General features: G+C 70.6%; 26 protein-coding genes. 9 read left to right on the top strand and 17 right to left on the bottom strand.

From position 1 onward, the window contains the following. Positions 1-56: 56 nt before the first annotated feature. Together O7631_RS05930 and O7631_RS05920 are read right to left on the bottom strand one after the other, a co-directional pair. Complete coding sequence (locus tag O7631_RS05930) at positions 57-458, bottom strand: DUF559 domain-containing protein (RefSeq protein ID WP_278143351.1); 402 nt, start codon at positions 456-458, stop codon at positions 57-59. Between the two features lie 703 nt (positions 459-1161). Beyond that, the gene (locus O7631_RS05920; RefSeq protein WP_088986913.1) at positions 1162-2451 is read right to left on the bottom strand and encodes an adenylosuccinate synthase; all 1290 of its coding nucleotides are present in this window, start codon (positions 2449-2451) and stop codon (positions 1162-1164) included. 124 nt (positions 2452-2575) lie between these two features. Between O7631_RS05920 and O7631_RS05915 the strand changes: the two genes are divergently transcribed. Continuing rightward, a complete protein-coding gene (locus O7631_RS05915) occupies positions 2576-3619 on the top strand; it encodes a hypothetical protein (RefSeq protein ID WP_278143349.1) in 1044 nt (347 codons plus the stop codon). Between the two features lie 70 nt (positions 3620-3689). Then, on the top strand, positions 3690-5921 hold the full coding sequence (locus O7631_RS05910; RefSeq protein ID WP_278143348.1) for a chromosome partitioning protein: 2232 nt from the start codon (positions 3690-3692) through the stop codon (positions 5919-5921). Positions 5922-6132: 211 nt separating this feature from the next. Here the strand turns inward: O7631_RS05910 and O7631_RS05905 are convergent, their stop codons facing one another. Further along, positions 6133-6561 carry a DUF3151 domain-containing protein gene (locus O7631_RS05905; RefSeq protein WP_088986916.1) on the bottom strand — a complete coding sequence of 143 codons (429 nt, stop codon included), beginning with the start codon at positions 6559-6561 and terminating at the stop codon, positions 6133-6135. Between the two features lie 249 nt (positions 6562-6810). On the opposite strand from O7631_RS05905, the gene O7631_RS05900 reads away from it, so the two are divergent. Then, complete coding sequence (locus O7631_RS05900; RefSeq protein ID WP_278143347.1) at positions 6811-8004, top strand: hypothetical protein; 1194 nt, start codon at positions 6811-6813, stop codon at positions 8002-8004. Positions 8005-8055: 51 nt separating this feature from the next. Here O7631_RS05900 and fbaA read toward each other — a convergent pair whose 3' ends face one another. Together fbaA and O7631_RS05890 are read right to left on the bottom strand one after the other, a co-directional pair. Beyond that, a complete protein-coding gene (gene fbaA / locus O7631_RS05895; protein ID WP_145778202.1) occupies positions 8056-9081 on the bottom strand; it encodes a class II fructose-bisphosphate aldolase in 1026 nt (341 codons plus the stop codon). Positions 9082-9218: 137 nt separating this feature from the next. Then, a complete protein-coding gene (locus tag O7631_RS05890; RefSeq protein WP_278143346.1) occupies positions 9219-9611 on the bottom strand; it encodes a phage holin family protein in 393 nt (130 codons plus the stop codon). Between the two features lie 114 nt (positions 9612-9725). On the opposite strand from O7631_RS05890, the gene O7631_RS05885 reads away from it, so the two are divergent. Further along, positions 9726-9938 (top strand): hypothetical protein, encoded by a 213-nt coding sequence (locus O7631_RS05885; protein WP_269681660.1) that lies wholly within the window; start codon positions 9726-9728, stop codon positions 9936-9938. 4 nt (positions 9939-9942) lie between these two features. Here the strand turns inward: O7631_RS05885 and O7631_RS05880 are convergent, their stop codons facing one another. Together O7631_RS05880 and O7631_RS05875 are read right to left on the bottom strand one after the other, a co-directional pair. Continuing rightward, entirely contained in the window at positions 9943-11007 is a 1065-nt protein-coding gene (locus O7631_RS05880) for an LCP family protein (protein ID WP_278143345.1), read from the bottom strand. Positions 11008-11009: 2 nt separating this feature from the next. Beyond that, positions 11010-11489 (bottom strand): SigE family RNA polymerase sigma factor, encoded by a 480-nt coding sequence (locus tag O7631_RS05875; protein WP_278143344.1) that lies wholly within the window; start codon positions 11487-11489, stop codon positions 11010-11012. A gap of 182 nt (positions 11490-11671) precedes the next feature. Here O7631_RS05875 and O7631_RS05870 point away from each other — a divergent pair, with 182 nt between their 5' ends. After that, entirely contained in the window at positions 11672-13255 is a 1584-nt protein-coding gene (locus tag O7631_RS05870) for an LPXTG cell wall anchor domain-containing protein (RefSeq protein ID WP_278143343.1), read from the top strand. Between the two features lie 128 nt (positions 13256-13383). Then, positions 13384-14208, top strand: a complete 825-nt coding sequence (locus O7631_RS05865) for a DedA family protein (protein WP_278143341.1) — start codon at positions 13384-13386, stop codon at positions 14206-14208. Between the two features lie 170 nt (positions 14209-14378). Here O7631_RS05865 and O7631_RS05860 read toward each other — a convergent pair whose 3' ends face one another. The 10 genes from O7631_RS05860 to O7631_RS05815 all read right to left on the bottom strand — a co-directional run bounded on the left by O7631_RS05860 (position 14379) and on the right by O7631_RS05815 (position 23450). After that, positions 14379-14756, bottom strand: a complete 378-nt coding sequence (locus O7631_RS05860) for a metalloregulator ArsR/SmtB family transcription factor (RefSeq protein ID WP_030332125.1) — start codon at positions 14754-14756, stop codon at positions 14379-14381. Between the two features lie 57 nt (positions 14757-14813). Next, positions 14814-15350: an orotate phosphoribosyltransferase gene (pyrE, locus tag O7631_RS05855; RefSeq protein ID WP_269681664.1), complete on the bottom strand. Its 537-nt coding sequence runs from the start codon at positions 15348-15350 to the stop codon at positions 14814-14816. Positions 15351-15519: 169 nt separating this feature from the next. After that, positions 15520-16329: an SDR family oxidoreductase gene (locus tag O7631_RS05850; protein ID WP_278143339.1), complete on the bottom strand. Its 810-nt coding sequence runs from the start codon at positions 16327-16329 to the stop codon at positions 15520-15522. A 10-nt stretch (positions 16330-16339) separates the two neighbouring features. Next, on the bottom strand, positions 16340-17005 hold the full coding sequence (locus O7631_RS05845) for a hypothetical protein (protein WP_278143338.1): 666 nt from the start codon (positions 17003-17005) through the stop codon (positions 16340-16342). A 72-nt stretch (positions 17006-17077) separates the two neighbouring features. Continuing rightward, positions 17078-17842 carry a hypothetical protein gene (locus O7631_RS05840; protein WP_278143337.1) on the bottom strand — a complete coding sequence of 255 codons (765 nt, stop codon included), beginning with the start codon at positions 17840-17842 and terminating at the stop codon, positions 17078-17080. Between the two features lie 90 nt (positions 17843-17932). Continuing rightward, entirely contained in the window at positions 17933-18517 is a 585-nt protein-coding gene (locus tag O7631_RS05835) for a DUF4178 domain-containing protein (protein ID WP_278143336.1), read from the bottom strand. A 170-nt stretch (positions 18518-18687) separates the two neighbouring features. Next, entirely contained in the window at positions 18688-19566 is an 879-nt protein-coding gene (locus tag O7631_RS05830) for a hypothetical protein (RefSeq protein WP_278143335.1), read from the bottom strand. A gap of 69 nt (positions 19567-19635) precedes the next feature. Then, positions 19636-20016 (bottom strand): hypothetical protein, encoded by a 381-nt coding sequence (locus O7631_RS05825; protein ID WP_278143334.1) that lies wholly within the window; start codon positions 20014-20016, stop codon positions 19636-19638. A 111-nt stretch (positions 20017-20127) separates the two neighbouring features. Beyond that, the gene (gene clpB, locus O7631_RS05820) at positions 20128-22719 is read right to left on the bottom strand and encodes an ATP-dependent chaperone ClpB (RefSeq protein ID WP_278143333.1); all 2592 of its coding nucleotides are present in this window, start codon (positions 22717-22719) and stop codon (positions 20128-20130) included. Positions 22720-22805: 86 nt separating this feature from the next. Further along, the gene (locus O7631_RS05815) at positions 22806-23450 is read right to left on the bottom strand and encodes a TetR/AcrR family transcriptional regulator (protein ID WP_278143332.1); all 645 of its coding nucleotides are present in this window, start codon (positions 23448-23450) and stop codon (positions 22806-22808) included. Between the two features lie 85 nt (positions 23451-23535). Between O7631_RS05815 and O7631_RS05810 the strand changes: the two genes are divergently transcribed. The 3 genes from O7631_RS05810 (at position 23536) to O7631_RS05800 (ending at position 26571) form a co-directional block, all read left to right on the top strand. After that, positions 23536-24672: an epoxide hydrolase family protein gene (locus tag O7631_RS05810; RefSeq protein WP_278143331.1), complete on the top strand. Its 1137-nt coding sequence runs from the start codon at positions 23536-23538 to the stop codon at positions 24670-24672. Positions 24673-24859: 187 nt separating this feature from the next. After that, positions 24860-25360 (top strand): TrkA C-terminal domain-containing protein, encoded by a 501-nt coding sequence (locus tag O7631_RS05805; protein ID WP_088986935.1) that lies wholly within the window; start codon positions 24860-24862, stop codon positions 25358-25360. A gap of 5 nt (positions 25361-25365) precedes the next feature. Next, entirely contained in the window at positions 25366-26571 is a 1206-nt protein-coding gene (locus O7631_RS05800) for a cation:proton antiporter (RefSeq protein ID WP_278143330.1), read from the top strand. Positions 26572-26579: the final 8 nt, after the last annotated feature.

Raw genomic sequence — 26579 nt, 5'->3', positions numbered from 1 at the left:
CGTTGATCAAGAGGTTTGCGTCAAATCAGGGCGGGATCCTGACGCAAACATCTTGATCACCTGCGCTGGGCGGCTGCGATGGCCTGACGGACCGTCTCCGGGATGTATTCCGGGTGCAGGGTGTCCTGCCAGGTGAAGCGCAGGATGGTCCAGCCGGCGTTGACCAGGCGATTCTGTCGGCGGCGGTCGGCGAAGGCAGCTTCAGGCGCGCCATGGGCGTCTCGGCCGTCCGCCTCCGCGATGACCCTCGGACCGCGCCAGCCCAGGTCACCAATCCCGAGCAGATAGCCGTCGTCGTCGCGTACCTCCAACTGCAGCGCGTCCGGTGGCACCCGACCGTCCACGCACCGCAGCCGGCTGCGGGTCTCCAGCGGGGACTGCGCCCGACCGTCGGCCTCGGCGAGGTAAGCCCGTGCCGCGACCGCGCCCCGCCGCCCTCGGACGAGGCTCGGGATCACCCTCAGTTGAGATGGGGCGATGCGGCGTCGATTCAACGCCGAATCGAGGACCGAGACCGCCGGGTAGCGATCGACCAGGAGAACGACGTCAGAGACAGTGCGGAGCGGAGCCGTCACACGAATGCCCGCAACCTCCGTGATTTCACCGGGGTCGACAGTCATCTGATGCACGGTCAGCCACGGCACCGGGACGCGCTGATGCCTCGGTCGATCCACCGGCACCGAGACGTGGACCTGCGCAGTCCGCCGGAGGCCCGCGATCCCGTGCAGCTCCAACGCGGTGTCCAGAACAACGAAGGCACCTGGACCAAGGCTCACGACCGCAGCGCGGATCCGCGCCCGTCGTCGCGTCGAATCACCCAACTCCGCGTCCGGCACGAAGCAGCCGCGCAGAAGCCGCTGCCACCTGCCGGACCGGCAGAGCTGTCGGACCTCGTCCCTGGTCAGGCCGGCGCGCAACGCCTGAGCCAGGGTGACCATCCCGTCCTGCCCGGCCGCGACGTCACGAAGAAGCTGGTGTGGTCCCACACCAACACCCTGCCTACCCACCCCATCCCACCGAAGCCCCTGTGGACAACCCACGGGGCCCTGTGGATAACCCCGCCCTTCGCCCCGGTGATCAAGAGGTTTGCGTCAAAATCCGGCCTGGATTTGACGCAAACCTCTTGATCAACCGAGAAAAGGCGGGGCGGAAGGCCCGGGGTTAGGGGAGGAGGGGGTGGTATTGGACGTTTTCGTCTCGGCCTGGGCCTACTCCTACGACGCTGACCCGGGCGTTGCAGAGTTCCTCGATCCGCGCGATGTAACGGCGGGCGTTCTCCGGGAGGTCCTCGGCGGTTCTCGCCTTGGTGATGTCCTCCCACCAGCCGTCGAGTTCCTCGTAGACCGGCTTGGCGTGGTGGAAGTCCGTCTGGCTCATCGGCATGTCGTCGACCCGCACGCCGTTGATCTCGTAGCCGACGCAGATCGGCACCTTGGGCATGCCGGTGAGCACGTCCAGCTTGGTGATGACCAGGTCGGTGACACCGTTGAGGCGGCAGGCGTACCGGGCGACGACCGCGTCGAACCACCCGCACCGGCGTTCCCGTCCGGTGGTCGTGCCGTACTCGGCACCGATCTTGCGCAGGTGGTCACCGTTGGCGTCGAACAGCTCGGTCGGGAACGGCCCCGCGCCGACCCGGGTCGTGTACGCCTTGCTCACCGCGATGACCTTGCTGATCGCGGTGGGCGGGATGCCGGCGCCCACGCAGGCACCACCGGCGGTCGGGTTGGACGAGGTCACGAAGGGGTACGTGCCGTGGTCCATGTCGAGCATGGTGGCCTGCGCCCCCTCCAGCAGCACCGTCTCGCCCTGGTCCAGGGCGTTCCAGAGCATTGCCCGGGTCTCCGCGATGTACGGCTTGAGCCGCTCCGCGTACTCCAGGTACTCCTCGACGGTCGCCTCAAGGTCGATCGCCTTGCGGTTGTAGACCTTGAACAGAATCTGGTTCTTCTCGCGCAGGGCGAGTTCCAGCTTCTTGCGCAGGATGCCCGGGTCGAGCAGGTCCTGCAGTCGGATGCCGATCCGGGCGACCTTGTCGCCGTACGCGGGGCCGATGCCCCGGCCGGTGGTGCCGATCCGGGACGAGCCGAGGTAGCGCTCGATCACCCGGTCCAACGCCCGGTGGTGCGGCATGATCAGGTGCGCGTCGCCGGAGATCCGCAACCGGGACACGTCGACGCCGCGCTCGGCCAGGCCGTCGATCTCGGCGAGCAGCACCTTCGGGTCGACCACCACACCGTTGCCGATGACGATCATCGCGTTCGGTGAGAGCGCTCCGGAGGGCATCAGGTGCAGTGCGTACTTCTGGCCGTCCGGGGTGATCACGGTGTGACCGGCGTTGTTGCCGCCGGAGTAGCGCACGACGTAGTCGACCCGCTCACCCAGCAGGTCGGTAACCTTGCCCTTGCCCTCGTCGCCCCACTGAGCGCCAAGGAGCACGATCGCTGGCATCTTTTCCGCCTCCAGAAGGCTCGGGTGCCAGGTGGCGACCGGTTGGCGAGCCCGGGGTGTCAGGTTAACAAGTAGTGACGGCGCGGCCGGCAGGGGTCGCGTCGAGAGGCAGGAGGCTCCTTCCGTGTACGACGTGGTGCTGCTCACCCTCGGTTCGGAGCGGGACGCTCCCGGGGGTTGTGGCAGCGGAGGGGCCTGCTGCGGCGGTGCGGCCGAGGCCGACACCGACAAGACCAGCCAGACCGACACCGACAAGACCAGCGGGACCGGCGGTGACGCCGAGCACTGCGCCACCGAGCGCCCACGGGTGCCGGTGCTGGCCTGCGCCGATGCGCTGACCATGCGGGGCGCCCGGGTGGAGACGGTCACCGCCCGCTCCGACGCGGAGATCGACGCGGTGTTGGCCCGGCTCGACGGTCCGGCCCGCCCCGACGGGCTGACCTGGCCGGATCCGGACGGCAAGACCCGACTGGTCGTCGCGACGGCCAGCGACGGGCAGTTGCGTGCCGTGCTGCGCCGGCTGGTGCGGCGGTACGCCCCGGCGCCGAGCCGGCGTCCGGTGGATCTGCCCGGCGACCGGACCTTGCCCGACCTGCCGCCGGTGGCCGTACTCCCGCTCGACCCGGCCCGTGGCGGCACCCAGCGGGACCTGGCCGCGCAGCTCGGGCTGCCCCGTGACCCGGCGGCGGTGGCCGCCGCGGTGGTGGACGGCACGCCTCGCCGACTGGATCTGCTGCGCAACGACGCTGGTTCGGTGACCCTGGACGGCGCGTTGCTCGGCGCCGCCGACGACGCCGGCCGGCCGTTGCGGTGGCGTGCCCGGGTGGAGGTGGACGACACCATCCTCACCGACGGTGACGAACCGCTGCTGGCCTGTGCGGTCGGCAACGCCGGCGGGTACGCGACGCTCGACGACGTGACGCTGCTGACCGCGCCGGACCCGGCCGACGGCCAGGTCGAGGTCGCCGTCGCCGTGCCGGTCGTCGTCCGCTCGGCGTTGGGTCGCAAGCGGGTACGCCTCGAAGTCCGCCGGGCCCGGGGCCGGGCGGTTTCGGTGCTGCCCCGGGAGGGGAAGGTGCCGTACCTCGACGATGGTGTCGAGGGCGAGCTGACCCGGAAGCGTTCCTGGTGGGTCGAGCCGGGGGCCTGGGCGGTCTGGTCGAGCTGACCTCGGCTGCGCCGACCGGCCTCCGTGGGCGGTTGCGCCTATCCTCGCAGGAGGACTGGGGAGGGCCGTAATGGACGAGAACGCCGACCGGGCACAGGTGCACGGCCAGCAGCCGGCGCCGGAGCGGGACATCGAACCACTCTGGCCACCGGATCCGACCGACCGGGGCGCGGGGACTGTCGTGCCGCCGTGGGCGGCGGTCGCCGAGCAGCGGACCGCTCCGCCGCCGGTCGCGTCCGGGCCGGTGACGCCGCCGGTGGCCGCGCCGCCGATCAACCGGCCGCCGGTTCCCGGCCAGCCGGGGGCAGCGCCCCTGCCGCCGCCGTCTCCGGCCGACTATCCGTCGCTCAGCGGTGCCGTTCCACCGCCCGGTGCGTGGGGCTCAGGCGCAGGGTCGGGGTGGGCGCCTGCACAGGCGAGCTGGCCACCGCCTGCTGATCCGCCCGCCGCGTCGACGCCGCCCGGTCCGCCGGCCACCGTCACGCCGCAGGCGGACAGCCCTCCCAGGAACAACGGTGTTCCGGGCGGCGGCGGGGTTTCCGGCCCAGCTGCGGGCACGGGCACACCAGCCACGACCGCACCGCCCACGGCCTTCGCACCGGCGAACCGACCCGAGTCGACGGGCACGGCGGCCGGTACGGCGCAGGTGCCGACCGGTGATCGCGGCACGGCCGCCGTCCCCGCCCCGCCGGGCACGAGCACCCCGGGCGGCGTCGACCTGGATCTGCCCTTCACCCTGGACCGCCCCACCGCCGCCGGCACCCCTACCCCAGCTGGCAGCCCTGCCCCGGGCACCCCCACCACGGCCGGCACGCCTGCCGGCAACCCCACCACGGCCGGCACGCCCTCGGGCCGGAGCACCGCCGCGGATGCCGCGCCGCCGACGGACTCCGCGCCGACGCCGCCGGCCGAGGGCAACGGCGGGGAGGGCGCGGCGGCACGGCCGGCCAACGAGTCGCCGTGGGCGTACCCTCCGCAACGCCCAGCGGGGGCACCGGCCACCGACGAGAGCACCGGGACGCCCCCGATCCCCGCCCCGCCGGCGCCGCACCCCGGCGTGGCGCAGGCCGGTCCCGGTCCGGCCGGGCAGTCGGTCGCCCCGGCGATCCCGGGTCAGGTCAGCCCGGCGTCGATTCCGCCCCCGCCCGACCTGACGCAGTTCAGCAGCCCGCCGCAGCAGGCTGCTCAGCCGGCCGCACCGCCCGGCCCGTACCCGCCGTCGCCTGGTTGGTACCCGCCGCCGTGGCAGCAGGGCCCGCCCGGCGTCCCGCCTGGCCAGCCGTTCCAGGAGGCCGAAGGGGCGGCGCGCGTGCCGACCACCGGCTACCCGGACGCCACCGGATACCCGGACGCGAGCTGGACTCCGGAGTCCACACCGGTGCCGACCGCCGAGGACTTCAGCCGACGCCGACAGGTCCGACCCGCCGACCCGGTCGCCACCATGGGTGTACGCGCGGTGGTCAACAAGATGGGTCTGCTCCGGCTCTCTCCAGGCCGGCACGAGCAGGAACTCAAGCGGGACATCGAGATGGTGCGCCGCAACTTCGGCGGGCTGCGGCAGGTGACAGTGGTCAATCCGAAGGGCGGCGCCGGTAAGACGGTGGCCATCCTGCTGCTCGCGATGACGTTCGGCCAGAAGCGCGGCGGCTACGTGCTGGCGTGGGACAACAACGAGACCCAGGGCACCCTGGGGATGCGCGCCCAACAGGACTTCCACTCCCGGACGGTCCGGGACATGCTGCGTGACCTCGGGCAGTTCCAGGGCGCACACGGGCGGGTCGGTGACCTGTCGCAGTACGTGCGCTCGCAGGGCGAGGGCATGTTCGACGTCCTCGCGTCGGACGAGTCGGCCACCGGTGGCGAGATGTTGACAGCTGCCGCGTTCGCCGAGATCCGCGAGGTGGTCAGCCGGTTCTACAAGCTGATCTTCGTCGACACCGGCAACAACGTCCGGGCGCAGAACTGGCAGGCCTCGATGGACGCCACCGACCAGTTGGTGGTCACCATGTCGGCCCGTAACGACTCGGCGGAGACCGCCGCCCGGATGCTCGACCACCTGGAGCAGAGTGGCCGGCAACGGCTGGTCCGCCAGGCCGTGACGGTGGTGTCGATGCCGCCGTCCCGCAAGGAGATCGACCTACCGGCCATCCAGGAGCACTTCGCGGCCCGCACCCGGGCCGTGCTGCTGGCCCCCTACGAACGGCTCATCGACACGGGCGAGCCGATCCGTTACGGCGGGCTCTCCTCGGCCACCCGGGACGCCTGGCTGAAGATCGCCGCCGCGGTCGCCGAAGGGCTTTAGGGCCTGTGTCAAAGCCCCTGGCCGGCCTGCGGCGGGCCCAAACGACGACCGGCCGCGTTGGAAGTTCGTCCGGATACAACACCGGTATCCGGACGAACTTCCGCCTTACCGGACCGCCGTCTGGACTCCGCCTCGGCTCGACCGAGGGCCTTGACACAGGCCCTAAGCCACCGACGGCCGGCCCGGGACCGGGCCGGCCGTCGGAGCGGGGTCAGTTGCTCGCCAGGGCGTCCGCTGCTTCCGGGTCGCAGTCACGCAGGAACTGGGCGCAGCGGGCCGCCTCGTCGGCCTCGCCGATCTCGTCCGCCGCCCGGGACAGCACGTAGAGACAGCGGAGGAAGCCCCGGTTGGGCTCGTGTGACCACGGCACCGGGCCGTGCCCCTTCCAACCGCTGCGACGCAGCTGGTCGAGGCCGCGGTGGTAGCCGGTGCGCGCGTAGGCGTACGCCGTCACCACCTGGTCCTGCGCGAACGCCCGGGCCGCGAGCTCCGCCCAGGCCGCGCTGAAGGTCGGGAAGCCGGCCGCCACGCTGGCGAACGCCTCGTCGGTGCCGGCCTCGTCGGCGGCAGCCAGGGCGGCGTCGGCCGCGTCGTTCGCGGGCAGCCGGGTGGCTGGTGGCTCTGGCAAAAGGTTCTGCATCGCCCCATTCAACCCGCTGGACAGGGCGACACGCGAGCGGGTCGGCCGACACGTTCCGCTGAACGGCTGAGGAGTTGGTCACGCCTGCGGCCTATGCCGCCGCCAGGTGTTTTCCACTACAACTAATGGTCCGGAGCCTCCCCAGGAACCGGTAACGCAGAAGCCCGGTGGCCACGGTCACCGGGCTTCTGTCGTCTCCCGCCGGTCCCGCCGTTTGGCCAGCCCCGGCCGAAGGGGCAGGATGGCCCGGTGCCGACCCCACCTCCCGCCGACGTCATCGAGCCGCACCTGCACGCCGGCGAGATCCAGACCCCGGACGAGCTGCGTCAGCAACTGGCCACCGGTCGCCTGACCGGGTTGACGGTGCAGGGCCTGCGTCTCGACCTCGCGCCGGTGCCCGACCTGACCGGCATCGACGTCGCGGGCACCCTCTTCGTGGGCTGCCGGTTCGCGTCCCGGGAGGTCGGCGCCGACCTGGTCCGGCGCGGCGCGAACGTGGTGCCACCGTTCTCGGGTCTGCCGTACCCGACCCAGCCGACGCACCTCTACACCCCCGAGGACCTGGCCGCCGGGTTCGTCGAGGGCGGGTTCACCGGGATGTACGACACCCGGGTGTACGACCACTACCGGGCGCACGGCGGCGCGTTGCCGGACGTCAAGGAGGCGCTGGGCCAGCGGCTGCACGATCACGGTGTGGACAACGCGCTGGCCGACGCCACCCGAGCCTGGCTGGCCGGCCACGGTCCGCAGTCGGTGGTGGGCATCATGGGCGGCCACGCGGTACGGCGTGGCAGTCCCGCGTACCGGATGGCGGCGGTGTTGGGTTGGGAGCTGGCACGGGCCGACCGCCTGGTGGTGACCGGCGGCGGACCCGGCGTGATGGAGGCGGCGAACCTCGGCGCCTACCTGGCGGACCGGCCGGCGACCGACGTGACGGCGGCGATCGACCTGTTGGCCACCGCTCCCGACTTCACCGACCACCACCGCTACACGGCGACGGCGCTGACGGTCCGACAGCGGTACGCGGGCGTACCCCGCCAGCGGGGTGACGACCTGGGCTGGGCGCGTGCGGGTGGACTGGCCATCCCGACCTGGCTGTACGGGCACGAACCGGCGAACCTGTTCGCCGGGCGGATCGCGAAGTACTTCTCGAACGCGATCCGGGAGGACACCATCCTGCGGCTGGCCCGGGGAGGCATCGTCTTCGCTCCGGGGCGGGCGGGCACCGTGCAGGAGGTGTTCCAGGCGGCCACCAAGACCTACTACGGCACCGACGGCGTCAGTGGCGCGTACATCTTCCTGGACCGGGCCTACTGGACTCAGGAGCTGCCGGTGGAGTCGTTGCTGCGTCCGCTGCTGGCCGCGTCCCCGTTCGGCGACCTGTCGGCGTCGATCCACCTCACCGACGACGTGCACGAGGCCGTCCGCCTGTTGACCGCCTGACGACGAAACGGCCGGCCCCCACGCGGGGAGCCGGCCGTCGGTGGTACGTCGTTACTTGGTCATCGTGGTGCCGGTGGAGCGCAGGTGCTCGCACGCCTCGACGACCCGGGCGGCCAGGCCGGCCTCGGCGGCCTTGCCCCAGGCGCGCGGGTCGTACTGCTTCTTGTTGCCGACCTCGCCGTCGATCTTCAGCACGCCGTCGTAGTTGCGGAGCATGTGGTCCGCGACGGGCCGGGTGAAGGCGTACTGGGTGTCGGTGTCGATGTTCATCTTCACCACGCCGTAGTCCAGGGCCTCGCGGATCTCGCTCAGGAGGGAGCCCGAGCCGCCGTGGAAGACCAGGCTGAGCGGCTTGTCCTTGCCGTACTTCGCGCCCACCGCCTCCTGGATCTGGTTGAGGATCTCGGGGCGGAGCTTCACGTTGCCCGGCTTGTAGACGCCGTGCACGTTGCCGAAGGTCAGGGCCGCCATGTAGCGGCCCTTCTCGCCGAGGCCGAGCGCCTCGACCATGGCCAGGCCGTCCTCGGTGGTGGTGTAGAGCTTGTCGTTGATGGCGTTCTCGACGCCGTCCTCCTCGCCACCGACGACGCCGACCTCGATCTCGAGGACGATCTTGGCCTTGGCGGCCTCGTCGAGGAGCTGGGCGGCGATCTGGAGGTTCTCCGCGACCGGCACGGCCGAACCGTCCCACATGTGCGACTGGTACAGCGGCTCCTCGCCGCGCTTCACCCGCTCCTGCGAGATGCCCATCAGCGGACGGACGAACTTGTCCAGCTTGTCCTTCGGGCAGTGGTCGGTGTGCAGCGCGATGTTGACCGAGTACTTCTTGGCCACCTCGTGCGCGTACGCGGCGAACGCCACAGCACCGGTGACCATGTCCTTGATCGACGGGCCGGACAGGTACTCGGCACCGCCGGTGGAGACCTGGATGATGCCGTCGCTCTCCGCGTCGGCGAAGCCCTTGAGCGCCGCGTTCAGCGTCTGCGAGGAGGTCACGTTGATCGCGGGGTACGCGAACCGGCCAGCCTTGGCGCGGTCCAGCATCTCCGCGTAGGCCTCGGGGGAAGCGATGGGCATGTGATGCGCTCCTTACTTACCACTCTCGGCCGTGCTGGCCGCTGTTGTTCACGTGTGCGCCGGACCGCGCTGTCCTCCGCCCGGCAGTATCCCGCAGGTGGCGTGCGCCGGAACAACCGACCCTGGGTGTCAGCCCTTCAGCGACGGTCCAGGTTGTCCGGCACGATGACGCTGATCAGCCAGGTGACCACTGTCATCACGATGGCTCCCCAGAACGCCGCCCAGAAACCGTCCACCTGGAACGGCAGGTCGAGCCCGCGCGCGATCCGGTCGGTGAGCAGGAACAGCAGGGCGTTGACCACCAGCGCGAACAGGCCCAGGGTCAGCAGGTAGAACACACAGCCGACGACCTTGATCACGGGCTTGAGCACGGCGTTGATCACACCGAAGATCAGCGCCACCACGATCAGGGTGAGGACGGTGTTGCCGCCCGAGCGTCCGTGCACGTCCACCCCGGGCACGATCAGAGTGGTTATCCACAGCGCGACCGCGGTGATCGCCAGTCGGATGAGGAAGCCCACGTCACCCATCCTGGCACCGGGTCGCGTCGTCGAGGGCTGATTCCGCCTACTCCCTTCCCGGCGCGGGCCCGCCCCACCCCGTACGGTGGGTGGAGACCGTGCCCCGAGACCCCGGGAGGGACGATGGGTCAGCCCGACGAGGACTTCACGCCCGGCGACCACCTCGCCCCGGACGAGCGGGACCCGGAGGCCGAGCCGGCCGACGCGGTCGAACAGGCCACCAGCGTCGGCCCGGACGACGTCGACGGCGAACCGCACCGTGGCCTGGAGGTCGGCGACTGGGACGCGATGGAACAGGCCCGGGTGGTCACCGGGGACGAGGACGACTACCGCTGACGACTCAGCGGGCCCTGTCGACCAGCTTGGGGTTGCGGGCCGCCCAGTCGCCGAGCCGGTCCTCGCGCAGCGCGGTCAGCAACTCCGGGGCGGCATCCGGGTCGGGGTGCAGGTAGTAGCCCGGCCCGATCGGCTCACTGATCGGCAGGGTGAGCCCGACCGGGTCGACCGACCGCAGGGCGGGGACGAGCCGCAGCAGGTCCGGCAGCGCGGACCGGTCAGGTGACACCACGATGTCCGGGCCGACGACGGCGAGCAGCTTGGCGAGGCGTACCGGATCGGTGAGCACGTCCCGGTCGGACGCCGCGCGGACCAGTCCGGCCGCGAAGAGCCGGCCGTTGCGGTCGCGGTCCTGGCTGCCCCCGGGCAGCCCACGCCGCTGACGCAGCAGGTCGACGGCGGCGGCACCGTCGAGGCGCTGGCATCCGGCCGGGAAGACCCGCCGGGTGTGGGCCGACCCCACCTGCTGGGGCAGGCACACCGGCACCCCGCCCACCTGGTCGGTGAGCGAGCGCAGAGCGGAGTACGTCAGCACCACGCCGGCCTGCACGTCGACGCCGGTCAGGTCGGCCACCGTCCGCCGGGTCAACTCGTACCCCTTGGCCAGGTCCGGCTCGTCGCCCTTGGCACCGAACACGAACGCTGAGTTCAGCTTGCCGGCACCGTGCCCGGGGATGGGCACCTTCAGGTCACGGGGCAGCGAGATCAGGTACGGGCGGCTGCGGTCGGCCGGGATGTGCAGCAGCAGGACCGAATCGGCCAGCGGCGGCTGGGTCGTGTGGCGGTCGATGCCGAGCACCAGGATGTTCACCGCGCCGGACGCAACGGGCCGACCGGACTCGCCGATCAACTCGGCGGCCGACGGCGGCCCGACCCGCTCCGGGGTGAGCAGCGGCACCCCGATTCCCAGGACGCCGAGCACGGCCAGAGCCGCGCCACCCGCCTGCCACCGGCGACGACGCCTCCGCCGGACGGTCGCCAGCCGGTCGATCGCGGCCCGCAGGGGACCGGTCGGCGGGGTCAGCGGCTCGTGCCGGCTGAACGCGGCACGCAGATCGTCCTCAATCATGTTCACGCCTCCACGTACTCGGCCCGGAGCGTGGCCAGGGCCCGGGAGATGGACGAACGGACGGTCCCGACGGCGCAACCGAGGACGTCGGCGATCTCCGCGTCGGGCAGGTCCTCGTAGTAGCGCAGCACCAGGGCGGCGCGCTGCCGACGCGGCAGCCGGGCCAGCCAGGACCAGACCTGGTCCCGATCCACGGCGGACTGGGCGTGGTCACTTGACGCCGGCACCGACGCGTCGGGCTCCTCGCGCAACAGCACCCGGCGAACCCAGGAACCGCGCCGCCAGTCGACGTACTGGTTGGTGAGCATCCGGCGTACGTAACGCTCGGGCGAGTCCGCTCGGGATACCCGTCGCCAGTTGAGCTGGACCCGGACCATGGTCTCCTGGACCAGGTCCTGGGCGTGGTGCGGATCGCCGGTGAGCATCACCGCGTACCGCAGTAGCGGGGCCAGCCGCGTGTCCGCGAACTCCTCGTACGTCACTGCACCTCCCGGGGCTCCTGCCTCAGATGACGGGTGCGAATGCACGGAACATTGCGGTTGGGTTGATCAACCTTTCGGCTGGTCTTCATCGCCGAGCGACGTCCGGGGCGGCGGCGAACCTTAACGGATCCTTAAGATCCACGGGCTCCACCTGAATCCCCCTCACTGGAGGAACCCCTCTCATGCTCAACCACTCCGCCCGGCGTTGGCTCGCGGGAGTCGGCGTAGCAGGCGCGCTCGTCGCCGCCTCCGCCAGCCCGGCCGCAGCCAAGGAAGCGCCCGTCGAACTGGGCGTGTACTTCAGCGACAACACGCTTGCCGCCGGATCCGAAGGCAAGATCGACTCCCCGCTCCTGTTCGCCTCCGAGCCGGTGGTTGTCGAAGGCCTCACCGTCACGTACGACTACCGGAACCTTGACGGGATCGTCGACATCAAGGCCGACACCTCGACCTGGGGCTGCGAGACGCCGGAGACCGGCGTTCTGGCCTGCACCGACCCCTTCGAGATCGACCTCTACGAGTGGGCCTACGGCGGCCTCTTCAGCGTGGTGATGACGCCGACCGCGAAGGCGGCCGACGGTGCCACCGGCAACCTCAAGGTCACGGTCAGCGCCGAAGGTATCGCTCCGGCCAGTCACACCGCCAAGGTTCGGATCGGTGAGGGCGTCGACCTGGCAGCTCCAGGTGAGGAGCACAAGGTGTCGGCCGCTCCCGGCAGCACGTTCAGCGCACCGCTGACGCTCAGCAACGCTGGCAAGACCGACGCCAAGGGAGCGGTCGCGGTCTTCGACCTGGACTACTCGATCCGCCCCGACCAGCAGTTCAGCAACTGCACCTACGACGATGGTCGGCTGCGGACCTGCTCCTTCTCCGAGGTGACTGCCGCCGGATCGGCCCGGTCGGCATCACTGTCCTACCTGCTTGGCAAGGACACCTACGCGCCGGGCAACGAGTACGGCGGCTACCAATGGTTGACCGTCGCCGAGTTCGAGGACTTCAACGCGTACCTCCAGGCCGGGGGCTTCTCGGTGGGCAAGCCCGGCAACGGTCCGATCCTGACCCTTCCGGAGGTCCCGTCCAAGGTGGCGGCGCGCGGCTTCCAGGCCGACACCGACCCGATGAACAACTGGTCCAGCATGACCATCAAGGTCAACGGCAAGAACGGCGCTGATCTGGTGGCGCTCGGCGCCCAGCTGACCGGCGAGGCCGGCGACGTGGTCAAGGCCACCGTCGGAGTCCGCAACGACGGCCCGGCGGCGCTGGACTTCAGTCGGGGTGGCTCGCCGGTCACGAAGATCGACATTGCCGTTCCGGAGGGCACCACCGCGGTCGAGGTCCCCGAGGTCTGCGCACCGCTCAACGGTGACCAGCAGGACTGGGAGAACGCCGGAAAGCCGGGCGCGAAGCTCTACCGCTGCTACCCGGACATCTTCATCGGCGTCGGCGAGGAGCAGACGGTCGAGATCGGCCTGCGGATCGACAAGGTGATCGCGAACGCGGCGGGCACCGTCACCATCAACGCCAAGTGCGAGTGTGACGGCTTTACCGAGGACCTGAAGCCGGCCAACGACATCGCCAAGATCCTGGTGAACGCCGCCGACAGCGGTAACGGCGGCAACGGTGGCGGCCAGGGCGACGACAACGGTGGTCTGCCGGTCACCGGCCAGTCCACCGGTCTGATCGCCGGTCTCGGCGCGCTGCTGCTCGCGGCCGGCGTCGGCGGTTACCTGGTGGCCAAGCGCCGCCGGACCCGCTTCGTGGCCTGATCCACCCAGCACCACCGGTGCCCCGCCGACCGCCACGGTCGGCGGGGCACCGTCGTTGAGCCACCCGCACGGGCGGGTGGCGACAGGCCGGTCCGGCGCGGCCAGGGCCAGGGGCTTCGGTACCCTATGTGGCCGTGGACACAGCTGAGAACATCCGCGCTCTCGGGGAGAGCGTCGCCCTGAACCCGCTCGATCCCAAGGAGCTCTTGCAGACCTTCGGGCTGATCGGCGTCTGGGTGATCCTCTTCGCCGAGACCGGCCTGCTGGTGGGCTTCTTCTTCCCCGGCGACTCGCTGCTGTTCCTCGCCGGGGTGGCCTCGTCGCCGGTGGCGGACGCGATCTTCGGCGACGGCACCCGCCTCTCTCTGACCGGCCTGCTGATCGGCGGTCCGATCTGCGCGATCGTCGGCGCCCAGCTGGGGCACTGGCTCGGTGCCCGGTACGGCCGGCCGATGTTCGAGCGGCCGAACTCCCGGCTCTTCAAGAAGGAGTACGTGGAGAAGGCCGAGTACTACTTCCAGAAGTTCGGGCCGGCGAAGGCCGTGGTGCTGGCCCGCTTCATCCCGATCGTTCGGACGTTCCTCAACCCGGTCGCCGGCGCGCTCGGCATGCCGGCCCGGAAGTTCCTGCTCTGGAACATCGTCGGCGCGGTGCTCTGGGTGGACGGCATTCTGCTGATCGGCTACCTGCTGGCGGAGCAGATCTACCAGGCCATCGGCGACAAGATCGACCACTACATCCTGCCGGTGGTGGCCCTGATCATCGTGATCTCGGTGCTGCCGATCTTCTTCGAGTTCCTCCGCGACCGGCGGGCTCGTAAGCGCGGCGAGGCAGTCGCGGTGGTCGCGGCGGCCAGTGCCGCCGGCGCCGTGGAGGCGGCGCGTGAGGCGTTCGACCACGACGGGCACCACCAGCACGACCGCCGACCCCCGGAGCACGGTCAGGATCGCTGACCTGGCATACGACGACGGCCGGCCCCCTGGCGAGGGGGTCGGCCGTCGGCATGTCGTACCCGGCCTCCGGTGGTGCGACCGGGGACGAGCAGGTGTCACCTACCGGTGACGCCACCCCTGGCTCGTCACCAGACGCCGTCCCCGACGCGGGACGGCGTGTTGTGCCTACGTCAGCGGGCCTTCTTGGTGGCTCGCTTACGCGGCGGGGTCAGCAGGTCGGCGATCGTCGCGATCGCACTCGGGACCAGGCTGTAGTACGCCCAGACACCGCGCTTCTCCCGCTGCAGCAAACCGGCCTCGGTGAGGATACGCAGGTGGTGACTGACCGTCGGCTGAGAGAGGCCGAGCGGCGCGGTCAGGTCACAGACGCACGCCTCGCCCTCGGGGGCCGACTGGATCAGGCTGAGCAGCCGCAACCGAGCAGGGTCGGCAAGGGCCTTGAGGACCCCGGCGAGACGCTCGGCATCGGCACGTTCGATCGGCTCGCCGTTAAGCGGCGAGATCTGAGGCATAGTCATTTCGGCCAACGCAGTTCCCACGTATTCCATCCTTCCACCAGCAGCATCGATCCGCCTGCATATCAGCAGATCCGAATCGGCAAACTTTTACGCCACAAGGCCGAGGTCAGCCAACGTAAAGGCCGCCCGGTACGGCAATCCGGCGGCTCGCACCGCGTCGCCGGCGCCTCGATCAACAATAACCGCCACGCCCACGACTTCCGCCCCGGCCTCGCGAAGTGCCTCGACAGCGGTCAACACACTTCCGCCTGTCGTGGACGTATCCTCCACCGCCAACACCCGACGGCCGGCCACCTCCGGTCCTTCGATCCGCCGTTGTAGACCGTGCGCCTTGCCCGCCTTGCGCACCACGAAGGCGTCCAGGGCTCGATCGGTCGGAGCGGCGTGCAGCATCGAGAGCGCGACAGGGTCCGCGCCCAGAGTGAGGCCGCCGACGGCGTCGTACTCCCAGTCGGCGGTGAGGTCCAGCAACACCCGGCCGACCAGAGGAGCGGCCCGGTGATGGAGCGTGACGCGCCGCAGATCCACGTACCAGTCGGCCTCACGCCCCGAGGAGAGCACGACCCGTCCGTGGACCACAGCCAGGTCGGTAATGAATTTACGCAGGTCGTCGTGGTCCCCCATGGCGATAGAGGTTACTGCTCAAGTCTGAACGCCGTGTGCGGGGTCCACCCCGACCAACCCGGTGGGGGACCGATGATTGGCGATGTTCGACTACGCTCAGCTACTGGCCTGACAGCGGCGCGCCAGCAGGGCCTCGGCGGATCACTGGCCCCGGTGGGCGGGCCGAGGGTCAGCGTTCGTCGCGACCGATGCGACCGCGAGTGTCCTTCGCAACAGCCTGGAGCAACCGGCGCGGTGCGTGCCGCATGCCCGCGACGACGACCTTGTATTTCCACGCCGGAACGCTGACCATCTTGCCTTTGCGCAGGTCACGCAGGGCTTCGTCGACCACATCCTCGGCCCGTAGCCACAGCCATTCCGGCGTCTTCGACATGTTGATGCCGGCCCGCTGGTGGAATTCGGTACGCGTGTAGCCGGGGCAGAGAGCCATCACGCGAACACCGAATGGTCGCGCGGAAAGGCCCACCGACTCGCTGAAGTTGGTGACCCAGGCCTTGCTGGCCGAGTACGTCGAGCCGGGCATCGCCGTGCCGAAACCGGCGACCGAAGAGACATTTATCACTGCCCCGTCCCGCCGTTCGGTCATCGGTCGCAGCGCCGCCAGCGTCAGCCGCATGACCGCGTGCACGTTGAGCCGCAGCAGACGGGCTTCGTCCTCCGCCGTGGAACGCAGGAACGGCTTGTTCAGGCTGATGCCCGCGTTGTTGACGAGCAGGTGCACCGGGCTGCCGTCGGCGATCCGCTGCTCCACCACCGCACAGCCGTCGTCCGTGGACAGATCCGCCGGGATCGTCTCCACGACACGGTCGTGGGTCGAGCCCAGCTCGGTGGCCATCTCGGTCAGCCGGGCCGCGTCGCGGGCGACCAGCACCAGATGCCAGCCGTCGGCGGCCAGCCGCCGGGCGAACGCCGCGCCGATGCCCGCCGTGGCCCCGGTGATCAGGGCCCGGCGCTCAACGGTCGTGGGATCGAGCGGCACGGCGGATTCCTCACCTGGGCGGGTACGGGGGCGCGGGTGGCGCCGACGGCGGCTGGTACGGGGCAGGCGTGAACGCCTGTGGTGCGGACGGCGTGGTCGGCGCGGTCGAGCGGTGACGACCGAACCAGGCGTTGGCCGCCGGCAGCGCCAGCAGCGTAGCTACTACAAGGTAACCGAGCCCCTGCGCGACGGAAAGCCCGGCGTTCAACGGGATCCACCACGACGGGTACGCGTCGCCGACCAGCCCCAGCAACTCGGCGACAGCCTGCTCACCGGAGCCCAATTGGAGGGGTGCGGCTCGTTCACCGACCAGCACCGCCACAGTGCAACAGCCGGCAAGCAGGCCGAGTCCGCTGACCACCCAGGTGGCCACCCGTGCGCCGTTGCGACCCGCCAACAGCCCGAGGGCCAGGCCCGCGAGCACCGGCGCGGACAGCGCGGCCACCACCGCCGACAGCACAACGGACGCGCGGATCAGCGTCACCACGTCGGCGATCTGCTCCGGACCGGCCGAGGTGTCCCGGGCCGCGGAGCGGAACGCGTCGACAGTGCCGCCCAGCACCGCCAGGTCGACAACGGCGTACGCGAGCGCGGCGACCGCCATCACCAGCAGCGCGCACGCGGCCAGCAGGACGACGGCGGGCCGGCGGGCCGGTGCCGATTCCGGGTACGACACGACGAATCCCTCCGGTAGGCGTCGGGTTGCAACCTACTCGGAGGGATCGTCGGAGTCGTGCTTATCCCTCGGTCAACTCGTCGACGGCGGAGTCGACCCGGGGCGGTCCGTCGGCGGCGTGTCGTCCGGCCGGTCCGTGGCCTGCGGCGGGTAGCTCGGCTCGCCGCTCGACGGGTAGCCGGGCTCACCCGTCGACTGCGGGTAGCCGGGCTGACCGGGGGCCTGCGGCTGCCCCGGGTAGCTGGCGCCCGGGGTGGGCGGCTCCCAACCCGCGGTGGGCTTGCGGAAGAACTCGTTGGCCTTCGGCAATGCCAGCAGGATCAGCGCCACGATCAGCGCGATCAGGCTGACCGCGTTGAGCAGGAGGCTGACCGGGGTGACCCAGGAGGGCAGCGCCTCTTCCAGGCGGCGCTGGATCTCGTCGGAGCTCGGCCCGCCACCGCTGGCCTGCCCACCGGCGAAACCGCCGGCCGCGTTGCTGACCAGGCCACCACCGACGCAGCAGACCATGATGCCGCCGACGATCCAGGTGGTGATCCGGGCACCGTTGCGGCCCTGGTTGTTGAACAGAGCCAGGACGCCCAACACGATGGCGAGCAGCAACAGCACGACGCCGGCTCCGATGCCGAAGGCGACGAAGACGTCGACAACCTGGTCGGCATTCTCGACGGTGCTGCCCGCGTACGCGTCGCGGAGAGCGTCGCGCGTCTTACCGATGGTGCTGAGCGTGATGATCAGGCTGATCACCTGGCAGGCCAGGAACAGGTAGAGCAGATAACCGGAAATCGACACGATGGACGGCCGCTGACGGGCCGGCGTGTTCTGGGATTCGACCACGATTCTCCTTCCCTATGATCGGGCCCACACCGTATCGACAACCGGCCACTTCGGCATGCCGTCGTGTTCCGCGAGTCCTGTCCGTTCGGCTCAGCGGTCCTCGGTCGTGGGGCGGATCGTCAGGTCGGCGGGGTCGAGCAGCTCGCCGCGGGCCACCCGCCAGCTCTCCTCGCCGTACGCCTCGAAGGAGAGCCGCGCCCCACCACCCCCCTGGTAGTCGTGGTAGCGCACCGTTCCGGCCGACGGCAGCCCGGTCTCACCGGCGGCGGTGTAGCGCGCCTGTCCGGTCTCGGTCCAGGTGTAGCGCCGCCCGCCGAGTTCGATGCTCGGGGCGCCCGGGGCGACTGTCGCGCCCGGCTCGGCCGTCCAGAGCACCAACTCCACCTCGGGGCCGTCCTCCACGGAGAGCCGGTGGTGAGTGCCGGAGTCGTCGTCGAGCAGGTGCTGCACCCAGCTCCAGTCGCCCTCGACGAGGCGGATGGTCCCGCTCACCGCGTACTCCCGGTCGCGAATGCGGACGCGGTCGTGCAGCGCCAGGCGGAGCGGGCCGGGGCGCGGCGGCGCTGTCGCCTGGGCGTCGGTGCGGCTCGTCGCCCGCCGGCGGGCCCACACGAGGATCGCGACCACCGCGAGTACGACAAACACTGCCACCAGGCACGTCGTCAGCGCGTCCACCCGACCACCTCCCCAGGTACGTCGGCGCAGACGGTAACAACCTTCGGCACCTGGACGGCCCGCGCTGTGGCCGACAGCTCAGCCACGTCGGGTGGAGCCCTCGGGGGAGCCGGAGCGGAACCCGGGCGCTGCCCCGGCGGCAAGGACCGGCCAGTGGCGCTGACACCTGCCTAGCGGGGGGCGTCGGGTGCGTCCTCCGGTGACGTCGTCGACGGTCCGGTCAGCAGTGACGTCGTCGACGGTCCGGTCGGCAGTGACGTCGCGCCGGACGCGTCCGGCGGCAGGTGCGCGGCCGGGTCGGGGCAGATCAGGTAACCGGGTGGGAAGTGCTGGCTCGGTGGCGGGAAGCCCGGCACGAGCGGAACTGGCGGGTACCCGTAGCCGGTCATGGCGTAGCCGGGACCGGGCATCGGCCAGGCCGGGGCGGGTGGTGTCTCCTTTGCGCTGCCGGGCACGAACCACCGGTGCGCCGGCGGCAGCGCCAGCAACAGGACCACGCCCGCGGAGAGTGCCAGGACGGTGAGCACGCCCAGCCCTGCCACAGGGACGAGCAGTTGGTCCCAGGGGTCGGTGCCGGAGTAGAGCGTGTCGAAGAACGTCGAGGTCTCCCACTCGTCCCAGTCCGGTGGCGGCTCCCCCTCGAACTCGGGCGTGGTCAGCACGGGCACCAGAAACCCCGCGGAGCAGCACTGCGCGAAGCAGACCAGCAGCTGCGCGCCGCTGGCGACGAAGACCAGGATCCGCGCGACGTTGCCGCCCCGCCGGACCGGGACCGCGGTGACCGCCAGCCACACCGCGAGCAGCACCGCCGGTACGCCGAGGATCAGCGCCATCGCGACGTTGCCTCGCCGCTCGCCGGCCACCTCGTCCGGGTCCGCGTCCGGTACCAGTCGCACCGCACGGTCGATCTGCCCGTCGAAGTGCACCGCCTGGGCCACCGCCAGCGCGGCCAGGGCGAGCAACACCAGCACCACGGCGAGTTGCAACCAGAAGGCGACGGTCACGATGACCGGGCGGGGCGGGCGCGGCACGGTGGCGGGCGGGCTCATGGCTCGCAACGTACGGCGCGGTGTCGACAACTGGCAGGACCGATCGGGCAGCACCGATCGGCGAATGGATCATGCTGTGGCGAGCCGCTGGGTGGCGTAGTTGCCGATGGTCTCGCGGTCCATCACACAGCCGACGAAGGTGGTGAACTCGCTCGGGTCGTCCCGCAACGAGGTCCAGGCCGCTCGGGCCGCCGCCGGGTCGATCCGCTCCAGCAGAGTCGCCGCGTACGCCCGGCCGGCGGGTGTGCCGTCGGCGAGCACCCGGTCGAGCTGTCGGCGTACCTCCTCGGGGTGGTCGTCGAGGGTGGCCGCAACCTGGTGGTACGCCTCGGTCACCGGCAACAACGTGCCGGCGATACCGACCCCACCAAAGGCGAGCGTGTCAGCCGTGACCAACGTGTCGACAGCCGCGTTGAGGTCCCGCTCCCACTTCTTGCCGATACCAAACATGCCGAACCCTTTTCCCCGCTCACCTGCTCCCCACCCTGTTGATCAAGAGGTTTGCGTCAGAAGAAGGCAACTTCTTGACGCAAACCTCTTGATCACCGCGTTCGGGCGGGGTCAGGCGGCGGTTACCTCGAGGGTGTTCGGGTTGGTGCCGCGGTCGACCTTGACCGTGTCGCCGTCGCGGATCTGGCCGGCCAGGAGGGACTTCGCCAACTGGTCTCCGATCGCGGTCTGGACCAGGCGACGCAGCGGGCGAGCACCGTAGATCGGGTCGTAGCCGTGCTCGGCGAGCCAGGCCCGGGCCGCATCGGTGATCTCCAGGCCCAACCTGCGGTCGGCCAACCGACGCCGCATCCGATCCAGCTGGATGTCGACGATGGAACGCAGATCGTCACCCCGCAACGAGGCGAAGACCACGATGTCGTCCAGCCGGTTGAGGAACTCCGGCTTGAAGTGCGACCGGACCACGGCGAGGACACCCTCCCGGCGCTGCTCCTCGGCGAGCGTCAGGTCACCGATCACCGACGACCCGAGGTTGGACGTGAGGATCAGGATCGCGTTGCGGAAGTCCACGGTGCGGCCCTGGCCGTCGGTGAGCCGACCGTCGTCGAGCACCTGGAGCAGCACGTCGAAGACGTCCGGGTGGGCCTTCTCCACCTCGTCCAGCAGCACCACCGAGTACGGCCGGCGGCGCACCGCCTCGGTGAGCTGGCCACCTTCGTCATAGCCGACGTAGCCGGGCGGGGCACCCACCAGGCGGGCGACGGAGTGCTTCTCGCCGTACTCGCTCATGTCGATGCGGACCATCGCCCGCTCGTCGTCGAAGAGGAACTCGGCCAGGGCCTTGGCCAGCTCCGTCTTGCCGACGCCGGTGGGGCCGAGGAAGAGGAAGCTGCCGGTCGGGCGATCCGGGTCGGCGATGCCGGCACGGGCACGGCGTACCGCGTCGGAGACCGCGCCCACCGCCTCGGCCTGGCCGACCACCCGGCCGCCCAGCGACTCCTCCATCCGGAGCAGCTTGGCCGTCTCGCCTTCGAGTAGACGGCCGGCGGGGATGCCGGTCCAGGAGGCGACGACCGCGGCGATGTCGTCCGCGCCGACCTCCTCCTTGAGCATCGCGCCGTCGGCCTGGAGCTGGGCCAGCTCCTCCTCGGCCTGGGTCAGCTCGACCTTCAGCGCGGGGATCCGGCCGTAGCGCAGCTCGGCGGCGCGTTCCAGCTCGCCGTCGCGCTCGGCCCGCTCGGCCTCGCCACCGAGGCGCTCCAACTCCTCCTTGGCGGTGGAGAGCTTGGTGATGTGGCTCTTCTCGGTCTGCCACCGCTCGGAGAGCACTGTGAGCTGCTCCCGCTTGTCGGCCAGTTCCTTACGCAGCCGTTCCAGCCGCTCGGCGGAGGCGGCGTCCGGCTCCTTGGCCAGTGCCATCTCCTCGATCTCCAGCCGGCGGACCGCGCGCTCGATCTCGTCCACCTCGACCGGCCGGGAGTCGATCTCCATACGAAGCCGGGACGCGGACTCGTCGACCAGGTCGATCGCCTTGTCCGGCAGGAACCGGTCGGTGATGTACCGGTCGGAGAGCGTGGCGGCGGCGACCAGCGCGGCGTCGGTGATCCGTACGCCGTGGTGCACCTCGTAGCGCTCCTTCAGCCCGCGCAGGATGCCGATGGTGTCCTCGATCGTCGGCTCGCCGACGAGCACCGGCTGGAATCGGCGCTCCAGAGCCGGGTCCTTCTCGATGTGCTCGCGGTACTCGTCGAGCGTGGTGGCACCGACCATCCGCAGCTCGCCACGGGCCAGCATCGGCTTGAGCATGTTGCCGGCGTCCATCGAGCCCTCGCCCTTGCCGGCGCCGACGACGGTGTGCAGCTCGTCGAGGAAGGTGATGACCTGCCCGTTGGAGTTCTTGATCTCCTCCAGGACGGACTTCAGCCGCTCCTCGAACTGGCCCCGGTACTGCGCGCCGGCGACCATCGCGCCGAGATCCAGCGAGATCAACTTCTTGTCGCGCAGGGACTCGGGCACGTCACCGGTGACGATCCGCTGGGCCAGGCCCTCGACGATCGCGGTCTTGCCCACACCGGGCTCGCCGATCAGCACCGGGTTGTTCTTGGTACGCCGGGAGAGCACCTGGATGACACGGCGGATCTCGGAGTCCCGGCCGATAACCGGGTCGATCTTGCCGTCCCGGGCGCTGGCGGTGAGGTCGACGCCGTACTTGGTCAGGGCCTGATAGGTCTGCTCCGGGTCGGCGGTGGTGACCCGGCGGTCGCCACCCCGGACGGTCGGGAAGGCCGCGACCAGGGCCTCCTCGGTGGCACCGGCCGTCTTCAGCGCGCCGGACACCGCGCCGCCCACCCGGGCCAGACCGGCGAGCAGGTGCTCGGTGGACGTGTACTCGTCGCCCAACGGGCGGGCGATCTGCTCGCCGGCACCGATGGCGTTGACGAACTCCCGGGCCAGTGTCGGCTCGGCGATGCTCGAGCCCCGGGCTGCCGGGAGGGCGTCGACAGCGCGCTGGGCGGCCCTGCGCAGCTCGGTCGGGTCGGCCCCGACGGCGCGCAGCAGGCCGGTGGCGGTCGAGCCGTCGGTGTCCAGGAGCGACAGCAGCAGGTGCCAGGGCTCCACGGTGGCGTGGCCACGCTGATTGGCCAGCGCGACGGCGCCCGTGATGGTCTCGCGGCTCTTGGTGGTGAGTTTTTCGGTGTTCATGGGCTCCCCCGGATCGGCGATGTCCATTGGGTTGGACACAACCAGAGTTGAGCGTATTCCGCTCAACCTTAGCGCTGTGACACCTGTCACTCCCGGCGACGCCACCGCCAGTCGAACTCGCCCGCGGCGGGCGCCGGACCAGGCAACGGGTCCGTGGTCGGCGCGGCCGAAAGGCCCCCCACCAGCACCGCGAGCTGCCGGCGGCGCAGCTCAGCGGTCCGCTTCGAATCGGGTACGCGCACCGCGGCGCACGCCTCCAACAGCAGGCCCAGATCCTGTACGACGACGTCCGGGCGCAGCCGACCACTGGCGCGTGCCCGCTCGAACAGGGCGGCGGCCAACTCGCCGGCGCGCATCGCGTCCCGCCCCATCTCCTCGGTGGGCGTGAAGGTGCCGGCCAGGTGGACGGTGAGCGAGTGCACGTCGGCATCGACCACGCCGACCAGGAAGGTGCTGAACGCCGTCCAGACGTCCGGCTCGGCGAGGGCCGCGTCGGCCTCGGCGATGTACCGGCGCAACCCGTCGTGGCAGAGCCGCCGCAGCAGGTCCTCCTTGCTCGCGTACCGCCGGTATAGGGCGCTGATGCCGACCCCCGCGCGTTCGGCGACGGCAGCGATCGGGGCCTTCGGGTCGTCCAGGAAGACCGCGCGGGCGGCTTCGAGGATGACCTCGTCGTTGCGGGCGGCCTGGGCGCGGCGGCCGCCCAGCGTCTTCTCGGGTGACGTCGACATGACCTCAGACTATCAGTGGAACGGATCGTTCCGGTCTGCTACCGTGATTGCAGAACGAAACATTCCGTTCCGAAGGAGTTCCGAGATGACCGGCACCGCGATCCGCCCGTTCCGCGTCGAGATCCCGCAGACCGCACTCGACGACCTGGCCGCCCGCCTGGACCGCACGATCTGGCCCGCCGACCTGCCCGAATCCGGCGACACCTACGGAATGAGCACCGAGCGCGTCCGCACCCTCGCCGAGCGGTGGCGCAACGGCTTCGACTGGCGTGCGGTCGAGGCCCGCCTGAACGCCCACCCGCAGTTCGTCACCGAGATCGACGGCGAGCAGATCCACTTCCTGCACGTCCGGTCGTCCCGGCCGGACGCCACCGCGCTGGTGCTCACCCACGGCTGGCCCGGCTCGGTGCTGGAGTACCTCGACGTGATCACGCCACTCACCGAGCCCACCGACCCGAGCTCGCCGGCCTTCCACCTGGTCATCCCGTCGCTGCCCGGCTTCGGCTTCTCCGGCCCGACCCGCAGCGCCGGGTGGAACCACGACCGCACCGCCCGCGCCTGGGCCGAGCTGATGAACCGACTGGGGTACGACAACTACGGCGCGGTCGGCAACGACGCCGGCTCGATGATCGCGCCGAAGCTGGGCCGGATCGACCGGGAGCACGTGCTCGGCGTCCACGTCACCCAGCTCTTCGCGTTCCCCTCCGGCGACCCCGCCGAGTTCGCCGGGCTGACCGAGGCGGACCAGGCGGCGCTCGGGCACCTCCAGTGGTTCTACGAGAACAAGTTCTCCTTCAACCAGGTGCACAGCCAGCAGCCGCAGACCCTCGCGTTCGGCCTGGCGGACTCGCCGGTCGGGCTGCTCGCCTGGAACGCCCAACTCTTCGACGAGAGCCTGGACGCCGATTTCGTCCTGGCCAACGTGGCCGCCTACTGGTTCACCGGCACAGCCGCGTCGTCGATCCGGTTCTACTGGGAGGACGCCCACGCCGACCAGCAGCCGACCGAACCGACCACCGCCCCGACCGCGGTGGCCATGTTCCCCGGCGACTTCCAGTCCATCCGCCGCTTCGCCGAACGGGACCACGCGAACATCGTCCGGTGGACGGCGTACGAGAACGACGTCGACGGCCGCGGCGACGTCGGTGGCCACTACGCCGCCCACCAGGCCACCGACGTCCTGGTAGCCGACATCCGCGAGTTCTTCGCCAGCCTCGCCTGACGCACGAACGCTTGACCGACCCGACCACCAGGAGCGCTTGATCGACTCGACATCGCCGATGTTGCGGTATCCCAGCGCTGGGACACCCCGACTTCGGCGAAGTCGAGTCGATCAAGCGGGACCGGGTCAGGTTGAGCGCTGTCACTCCAAGATCTGCGCTTTGTTCACCAAGCGGTAGCCTTGGCGGGTGCGAGTACGTGTCGAGCAGACCGCCCTACCCGGGATCGGGGTACGCCACGATCTGGTGACGGAGTCCGGACGCCGCCTGGGCGTCGTCTCCCACCGCAATGGCCGCCGTGATCTGGTCCTCTACGATCCCGACGACCCTGACTCCTGCCAGGCGGACATTCCGCTGACCGACGACGAGGCCGAGGCTCTGGCCGACATCCTCGGCGCGTCGTTGATGCTCGGCCAACTCTCCGGCCTCCGCGAGCAGGCGGCCGGGCTGCTCACCGAGCAGATCGCCATCCCGGCCGGTTCGCGATACGTCAACCGCCAGCTTGCCGACACCAAGGCGCGTACCCGCACCAGCGCCTCCATTGTGGCGGTCCTGCGCGAAGGCGAAGTGATCGTCTCGCCACTCCCCACCTTCCGCTTCGCAGCCGGCGACGTGGTGGTCGTCGTCGGGACCCGACGGGGTCTCGACGGTGTGTCCGCCATCCTCGCCGACAGTGACCCGGACGGCTGAGGCGGATGCACGATTTCACCACGCTGCTCATCGAAGTCGGTGCGCTGCTGTTGTTGCTTGGCCTCCTCGGCCGGGTCAGCCGACGCTTCGGCCTCTCGCCCATTCCCCTCTACCTGCTCGCCGGGCTGGCGTTCGGGCACGGCGGGCTACTGCCGCTCGCCGCCAGCGAGGAGTTCTTCGCGGTAGGCGCCGAGATCGGCGTCATCCTGCTGCTGGTGATGCTCGGCCTGGAGTACTCGGCCAACGAACTGGTCGGCAACCTCCGCTCGGCGGCACCGGCAGGGCTGATCGACGGTGTCCTCAACGCGCTGCCCGGAGCGGGGTTCGCCCTGCTGCTCGGCTGGGACTGGGTCGCCGCCCTGGTGCTCGGCGGCATCACCTGGGTCTCCTCGTCGGGAGTGATCGCCAAGGTCCTCGCCGACCTGGGACGACTCGGTAACCGGGAGACCCCGGTGATCCTCTCGGTGCTGGTCATCGAGGACCTGGCGATGGCCCTCTACCTGCCGCTCGTCACCGCCGTACTGGCCGGCACGGGCCTGCTCGGCGGCGGGATCGCGCTCACCGTCGCGGTGGGCACCGTACTGATCGTGTTGGTCGTCGCCATCCGGTACGGCCACCTGATCTCGTCCGCCCTGTCGGCCAAGGACCCGGAGGCGCTGCTGCTCGGCGTACTCGGTCTGACGTTGCTGATCGCGGGCATCGCCGCGTCGCTCCAGGTGTCGGCGGCGGTCGGCGCGTTCCTCGTCGGCATCGCGCTCTCCGGCCCGGTGGCGCACCACGCCACCGAGTTGCTCTCCCCACTGCGGGACCTGTTCGCCGCTGTGTTCTTCGTCTTCTTCGGCCTGACCACCGACCCGCAGGACATCCCGCCGGTGCTGCTGCCGGCACTGGCGCTGGCCATCGTCACCATGGGGACGAAGACGCTCACCGGCTACCTCGCGGCCCGTCGGGTCGGCATCGCCGAACCAGGTCGATGGCGGACCGGTCTGGCACTCGTACCCCGAGGTGAGTTCTCGATCGTCATCGCCGGTCTCGCGGTCGCCGCCGGGAGCGTCGAGCCGCGGTTGGCGGCGTTGGCCGCGACGTACGTCCTGATCACGGTGGTGACCGGGCCGATCCTGGCCCGGCTGCCGGACTTCCCGTGGTTCAAGCGGTGGCTGCGTAACCGCGCGGCGGCCCAACGACAGGTGCCGGCGCCGATCCACGACTGACCGCGAGC

Source organism: Micromonospora sp. WMMD967 (genome assembly GCF_029626165.1).
Lineage (GTDB): Bacteria > Actinomycetota > Actinomycetes > Mycobacteriales > Micromonosporaceae > Micromonospora > Micromonospora taraxaci.
The sequence above is the reverse complement of the archived record's forward strand: the minus strand, read 5'-3'. Positions and strand labels throughout refer to the sequence as shown.

Bases quoted from the DNA above. Each gene is read 5' to 3' on its own strand.
- O7631_RS05920 (WP_088986913.1), bottom strand. From the start codon at position 2,451: ATGCCAGCGATCGTGCTCCTTGGCGCTCAGTGGGGCGACGAGGGCAAG.
- O7631_RS05910 (WP_278143348.1), top strand. From the start codon at position 3,690: ATGGACGAGAACGCCGACCGGGCACAGGTGCACGGCCAGCAGCCGGCG.
- O7631_RS05905 (WP_088986916.1), bottom strand. From the start codon at position 6,561: ATGCAGAACCTTTTGCCAGAGCCACCAGCCACCCGGCTGCCCGCGAAC.
- fbaA (WP_145778202.1), bottom strand. From the start codon at position 9,081: ATGCCCATCGCTTCCCCCGAGGCCTACGCGGAGATGCTGGACCGCGCC.
- O7631_RS05890 (WP_278143346.1), bottom strand. From the start codon at position 9,611: ATGGGTGACGTGGGCTTCCTCATCCGACTGGCGATCACCGCGGTCGCG.
- O7631_RS05885 (WP_269681660.1), top strand. From the start codon at position 9,726: ATGGGTCAGCCCGACGAGGACTTCACGCCCGGCGACCACCTCGCCCCG.
- O7631_RS05880 (WP_278143345.1), bottom strand. From the start codon at position 11,007: ATGATTGAGGACGATCTGCGTGCCGCGTTCAGCCGGCACGAGCCGCTG.
- O7631_RS05870 (WP_278143343.1), top strand. From the start codon at position 11,672: ATGCTCAACCACTCCGCCCGGCGTTGGCTCGCGGGAGTCGGCGTAGCA.
- O7631_RS05860 (WP_030332125.1), bottom strand. From the start codon at position 14,756: ATGGAATACGTGGGAACTGCGTTGGCCGAAATGACTATGCCTCAGATC.
- pyrE (WP_269681664.1), bottom strand. From the start codon at position 15,350: ATGGGGGACCACGACGACCTGCGTAAATTCATTACCGACCTGGCTGTG.
- O7631_RS05830 (WP_278143335.1), bottom strand. From the start codon at position 19,566: ATGAGCCCGCCCGCCACCGTGCCGCGCCCGCCCCGCCCGGTCATCGTG.
- O7631_RS05825 (WP_278143334.1), bottom strand. From the start codon at position 20,016: ATGTTTGGTATCGGCAAGAAGTGGGAGCGGGACCTCAACGCGGCTGTC.
- clpB (WP_278143333.1), bottom strand. From the start codon at position 22,719: ATGAACACCGAAAAACTCACCACCAAGAGCCGCGAGACCATCACGGGC.
- O7631_RS05815 (WP_278143332.1), bottom strand. From the start codon at position 23,450: ATGTCGACGTCACCCGAGAAGACGCTGGGCGGCCGCCGCGCCCAGGCC.
- O7631_RS05810 (WP_278143331.1), top strand. From the start codon at position 23,536: ATGACCGGCACCGCGATCCGCCCGTTCCGCGTCGAGATCCCGCAGACC.
- O7631_RS05800 (WP_278143330.1), top strand. From the start codon at position 25,366: ATGCACGATTTCACCACGCTGCTCATCGAAGTCGGTGCGCTGCTGTTG.